The following is a 5782-nucleotide window of genomic DNA, read 5'->3' as shown; positions in this document are numbered from 1 at the left end:
TGGCAGTATTTCTTTATATTTTCATCAAGAATCAAGCAATCCAAATCTGTATTCAAAAATTGATTTTAAGAAAATTAACAAAGTAGAGGGCTTGGTTATTTCTGAGCTTAAACCCAATGCGTTTTACACCAAATATGTGATGCAAATACATGTATTCAACAATCAAAAAGCTTCGGGAAAAATACTTCTTTATTTTTCTAAAAAAAACAAAAAAACACTTTCTATAGGCGATAAAATTATTACAAATACCAAGGTAAGTCCAATTCTAAAAAACTATAATCCCTATGGTTTTGATTATGCCAATTACATGGAAAATCAAAATATTTTTCACCAGATAAAGTGTTTTGAAAACACTTATTTTATTGGCAATAAAGTCAAAAACACATCGTATTACATTTATAAAATACGTCAAAAATTAATGTCGAGTTTTGATGTACATCATTTTTCTATAAAAACAAAATCAATTATAAATGCATTGCTTTTTGGCCAAAAGCAAGAACTTGACCAATCTATAATGAATGATTATAAAAACGCAGGTGTGATTCATATTTTAGCCATTTCAGGTTTGCACATCGGAATTATTTATGGTTTTTTAAATTTCTTTTTTGGTTTTTTAAATCGCATAAAAAACGGAAAAACTATAAAACTAGCAGCAATACTTTTTTTACTATGGCTGTTTGCCCTCATTTCGGGTATGTCGGCATCTGTTACAAGAGCTGTTTTGATGTTTAGCATTATTGCTTTTGGGAATTTTTTAAACACTCGAAATTCTATATTCAATGCCATTGCGACTTCTTTTTTAATCTTGTTGATTTACAATCCTTTATATCTTTTTGATGTAGGTTTTCAATTGAGTTATGCTGCTGTGCTTGCTATAGTTTTGTTTCAACCTTTTTATGGCAAATTTTATTTTAATAAACATAAAACTACCATTTATGTCAGCAATTTATTTTTAGTATCCATGGCGGCACAACTGGGTGTTTTGCCTTTAATGTTGTTGTATTTTAAACAAGTTCCTACTTTGTTTTTACTGGCCAACCTTGTAGCAATACCTGCGGCAACACTTGTTTTAATAACAGGCATTATAACATTAATTAGTAACTTTCTATTTACGCCTGTTGCGCTATTGTTTGGCAAAATAATTACACTTATTGTTACATTCATGAACAACTACATTCAATGGCTAGCTGGTTTTGAGCCATTTATAATCAAGAATGTTTCTTTTACTTCAGTGTTAGCTTTTTTGTTATACGGCATACTCATAACTTTTATTTATTGGATGTACCAACCTAAAAATAAACGCTTTTTATACCTGTTGTTTTTTATTTTAAGTTTTCAATTGGTTTATTTTACAACAAAAAAACAGGCTTTAAGTCAAAACGAATTAATTGTATTTAATCATAAAGAAAGTGTTATTTCTGTTTTAAATTACAATGCTTTAACCGTTTACTCAAACGACAGCTTAATTAAGCAAAATCAGAGTGTTTGGCAATATGCTAATGCAAAATTTAAACCTAAAATTCAGTTTAAACCTTTAGATAATTTGTTTTATTTTAAAGGTAAAAAAATATTAATTGTAGATAAAAACGGTATTTACAATACATCTATAAAGCCCAATGTGGTAATCCTAAGACAAAATGCATATATAAACTTGGAACGCTTAATTTTAAGCACAAAACCAAGCCTAATAATTGCTGACAAAAGCAATTCGTTTACATCTTTAAAAAGATGGAAGGCAATTTGTTTACATTACAAAATCCCTTTTCATGCCATTGCCGAAAAGGGATTTTATAAAATGTAACTGCTAAATTTGTTTATTAAGAATTCCGTTCGCTACTTCGAGCCATTTTACTGGCCCACCTGCTACGTAACCTGTACTGCCTAAGGCATTTAAATTTATTTTATTTCCTTCTAATACTTGTGGATTAACAAACCAAACCGTTGGATAACCTCTCACTTGAAAGGTTTGTTGCAAATTTTTATTTTGAGCTTTTAAAGTATCATCTTGAGGGGTTCTTCTAGGAAAATCGAGTTCTACTAAAATAACATTTTCTTTAGCCCAAGTAATGAATTCGGTTTGCTTAAAAACTTCTTTTTGCAAACGGATGCACCATCCACACCAATCTGAACCTGTAAAAAACAAAAACAATGGTTTGTTTTCTTTTAAGGATATTTCAGAAGCTTTAGACACGTCTGTATGCCACGTTAATCCTTCTTGAGCTTGAGCCACAAAAGACAAAAGGCTTATAGATAATATTAAGATAATTTTTTTCATTATATTTTATTTGTGTAAAAGTATGCAAATAAGATGCCAAAAAATGTTAGTTATTTAACGCCGTGCATTAGTTTTTTGATAACTGGTGTCATTAAAATTGATAAGGCTGCCATAACTAAAGATATTATAGTTAACATCCAAAAGAAAGAACTTAACCCAGATTCATTCGCAATTTTATCAATTTTTTCTCCAAACATACCTGCACCTTTCATTCCAATAGCTACAGCTAAGTACCAAACACCAAACATAAATGCAATCATTCTTGCTGGCACTAATTTACTTACATAAGACAGCCCAACTGGTGAAATACATAATTCTCCCATTGTATGAAACAAGTACACTAAAATCAACCAAATCATGCTAACTGAAGCTGTTTTTGCTCCAGGCTCAATACCTGATGCTCCAATTGCAACACATGCCATTCCTAGTGCTAATAATCCCATTCCAATTCCATATTTCATATTAGCATTTGGATTGTATTTACTTTCCCACCATTTAGAGAATAATGGTGCTAATGAAATAATGAACAATGAATTTAATGTTGAAAACCATGTTGCTGGAACTTCTGTAATTGCTTCTGTTACTTTACTGATTTTTAACATCTCTAAAGTTGAATCTGACAATGATATAAATCCTGCAGTATAGAAATCTTTTGTAAGCATCCAAATTGCAATTGCCCAAACTATAACAAAACTTGATGCTAAAATTAAATTAGCTATAGCATATGTTTTGAATGTTTGTTTGAATAATAAGTATAAAACCCAACTAATAATTGCTAAAGGAACTACTGTAATTAAGGTATTTATAAATAAGAAAAAAGTACTCCAATTTCCTTCTAGTACTCGATCTGTATAGTCACTAGCAAAAATTGTTAATGAGTTTGGAGATTGTTCAAAAATTGCCCAAAAGAAAATTGTTAAAAAAGCGAAGAAAGTAACCGCAATTAATTTTTCTCTTGTTATTTGCGAGTATTTCATTAAACGAGTAACAAGCAAATAAATAAATAATAACAATGCAGTTATAATTGCAATTGCATTTCCGTTTTCACCTAAGAAACCAAAAACATTAACAGCTCCACCAGAAATTTTAGATGCTGGATCATTTACAATCCATAATAAACCTAAAGTTGCACTAACGGCAATTATTCCTAATTCTATTTTTGTAAAAGGATTTCTTGTATCTGTATCTTCTGCTTCAGCTTTAGCTTTACTTTCAATAGTTGGTTTTAATCCAATATCGCCAAATATATTTTGTGACAACCAAAATTGTAACATTCCGAAGAACATAAAAATTCCTGCTAATCCAAATCCATAACTCCATCCTACTTTTTCTCCTAAATAACCACAAAGTAAAATTCCGAAGAAAGCTCCTGCGTTTACACCCATGTAGAATAAAGTATACGCACCATCTTTCTTTTCTGGTCTGTGTTTGTACATTTCAGAAATAATTGAAGTCATATTTGGTTTAAAAAAGCCATTTCCAAATACTAGTAAAACTAAACCTAAATAGATAGAAAATTCCGTTTCAACTGCCATAGAAGCATGACCTAAAGTCATTAAAAGTGCACCAACTACAACCGCCCATCTAAAACCAATGATTTTATCGGCAAAATATCCCCCTAGCATAGTAGATAAATATACTAAACCTACATAAGAACCAAATAATGCTGATGCATTTTCTCTAGTCCATTCCCAACCACCATCTGTAAAAGAGGCTGTTAAAAATAAGATTAATAAAGACCTCATTCCATAGAATGAAAATCGTTCCCACATTTCAGTGAAAAACAATACAAATAAACCTGCTGGATGGCCTAAAACAGGATTTTTAAAAAATTGATCGGTTGAATTTTCTTTCATAATGTAAGGGTTTATTACTGTCTTTTACTTTTCGTTATCTTCTGCTCCGTGTGTTAATCTTTTTAAAGGTTTTAATAAAGCTATTACAAGTAGTCCGAAAATAATTGTAAATATAGTAATTCCTGCAAAAATATTGTACTCTCCAAAACTTTCCGATTTTTCACCTAAAATTCCTGACACTTTTCCGCCAAGTCCGGTTGCGGCAAAATATAATCCCATCATTAATGAAGCATATTTTACAGGGGCTAATTTTGTAACAAATGACAAGGAAACAGGAGACGAACTTAATTCGCCAATGGTATGAAACAAATATGCTAAAACCAACCATTGCATGCCTGAACTTCCATTAGCTTCAAATTCTCTAACTGCAAAAATCATAAAAACAAAACCAAGACCCATAATAATTGTTCCCGAAGCCATTTTAAATAAAGAAGAAGCTTCTTTGTTTTTTAATTTCCGTTTAGCCCAAATGTTTGCAACCCAAACAGCTAATAAAATAATAAATCCTGCATTTAAACCCTGAAACATAGGTGTGGGAATTAAATATCCAAACAACATTCTATCGGTTTTAGTTTCTGTATAAACACTCATTAAGCCTCCTGCTTGCTCAAAAGCTCCCCAAAATACAATTACTAACAAAAAAGAAAGCAGTAATACCAAAAAGCGGTCTTTTTCTATTTGCGATTCCAAACTTTTAAAAATCATCATCATAAGTCCTATTACAAAAGAAAGAAAAATAAACAATGCGCCATAACCCCAATGATCAACTCCTTCAAAAGTAAAACCTGCATAAATAGATATCCCTAAAAGTAATGCAAAAACTCCTAATTGTAAGGGTGAATTAAAAATATTAGAAAATAATTTAACAATCGAAACATCTGTCTTTTTATCTTCCACAGTTGGTTTATTACCTACGTGGGTAATATATTTTTGACCCCAAACATAAACAATTAAACCTAAAAGCATAGCTATACCTGCCATACCAAAACCAGCATGCCAGCCCCACTTAGCAACCACCATACCTACAAAAGATGTAGCTAATAAGGACCCTAAATTAATACCAATATAAAATATAGAGAAACCCTTGTCTCGTCTAATATCATTTTTTTTGTACAATCCTCCAACCATGGTTGATATATTAGGCTTTAAACAACCTACTCCTAAAACAATTAATCCCAATCCTACAAGAAATGACCATGAAGCCTCAATTGCTAATGTACCATGACCCAAAACCAAAATAACTGCTCCTAGCATTACTGCCTTCTTTTGACCTAAAACTTTATCCGCTAAAATTCCTCCAGGTATAGAAACAACATAAACTAACATTATATACCAACCGTAAAGTTGATATGCCTCTAACTTTGTCCAACCTAAGCCAGGACCGTCTATATGATCCGCTTGAGCAATCATGTAAATAACAAGTAAAGCCCGCATACCATAGTATGAAAATCGTTCCCACATTTCGGTAAAAAATAACACATATAGCCCTATAGGGTGTCCAAATAATTCTTTTTGATTGACAGCTGTTGTTTGATTCATATATTATTATTTTTACCCTATTTTATTTCTTTCGTAATATGTTGCAATATCTTTATTTTCGGTCATTAAAAATTGAATTGCGTCAAAAATATCATCAAATTGATTATCATAC

General features: G+C 31.1%; 4 protein-coding genes. 1 reads left to right on the top strand and 3 read right to left on the bottom strand.

Annotated features, from left to right (window positions below; all coding sequences use genetic code 11):
- Window positions 1–1801 (top strand): ComEC/Rec2 family competence protein (locus AABM47_RS04480; RefSeq protein ID WP_338409728.1); only part of this gene is annotated, 1801 nt, incomplete at its 5' end.
- A gap of 3 nt (window positions 1802–1804) precedes the next feature.
- Here the strand turns inward: AABM47_RS04480 and AABM47_RS04475 are convergent.
- From AABM47_RS04475 to AABM47_RS04465, 3 genes are read right to left on the bottom strand one after another with little or no spacing between them, the layout of a single operon-like run.
- A complete protein-coding gene (locus AABM47_RS04475) occupies window positions 1805–2275 on the bottom strand; it encodes a thioredoxin family protein (RefSeq protein WP_338409727.1) in 471 nt (156 codons plus the stop codon).
- Window positions 2276–2325: 50 nt separating this feature from the next.
- The gene (locus tag AABM47_RS04470; protein WP_338409726.1) at window positions 2326–4131 is read right to left on the bottom strand and encodes an oligopeptide:H+ symporter; all 1806 of its coding nucleotides are present in this window, start codon (window positions 4129–4131) and stop codon (window positions 2326–2328) included.
- A 24-nt stretch (window positions 4132–4155) separates the two neighbouring features.
- Entirely contained in the window at window positions 4156–5670 is a 1515-nt protein-coding gene (locus AABM47_RS04465; RefSeq protein WP_338409725.1) for a peptide MFS transporter, read from the bottom strand.
- Between the last annotated feature and the right edge of the window lie 112 nt (window positions 5671–5782).

Source organism: uncultured Flavobacterium sp., from assembly GCF_963925415.1.
Taxonomy (GTDB): domain Bacteria; phylum Bacteroidota; class Bacteroidia; order Flavobacteriales; family Flavobacteriaceae; genus Flavobacterium.
This window is presented reverse-complemented; position numbering and strand designations above follow the sequence as displayed.

Bases quoted from the DNA above. Each gene is read 5' to 3' on its own strand.
- AABM47_RS04475 (WP_338409727.1), bottom strand. From the start codon at position 2,275: ATGAAAAAAATTATCTTAATATTATCTATAAGCCTTTTGTCTTTTGTG.
- AABM47_RS04465 (WP_338409725.1), bottom strand. From the start codon at position 5,670: ATGAATCAAACAACAGCTGTCAATCAAAAAGAATTATTTGGACACCCT.
- AABM47_RS04470 (WP_338409726.1), bottom strand. From the start codon at position 4,131: ATGAAAGAAAATTCAACCGATCAATTTTTTAAAAATCCTGTTTTAGGC.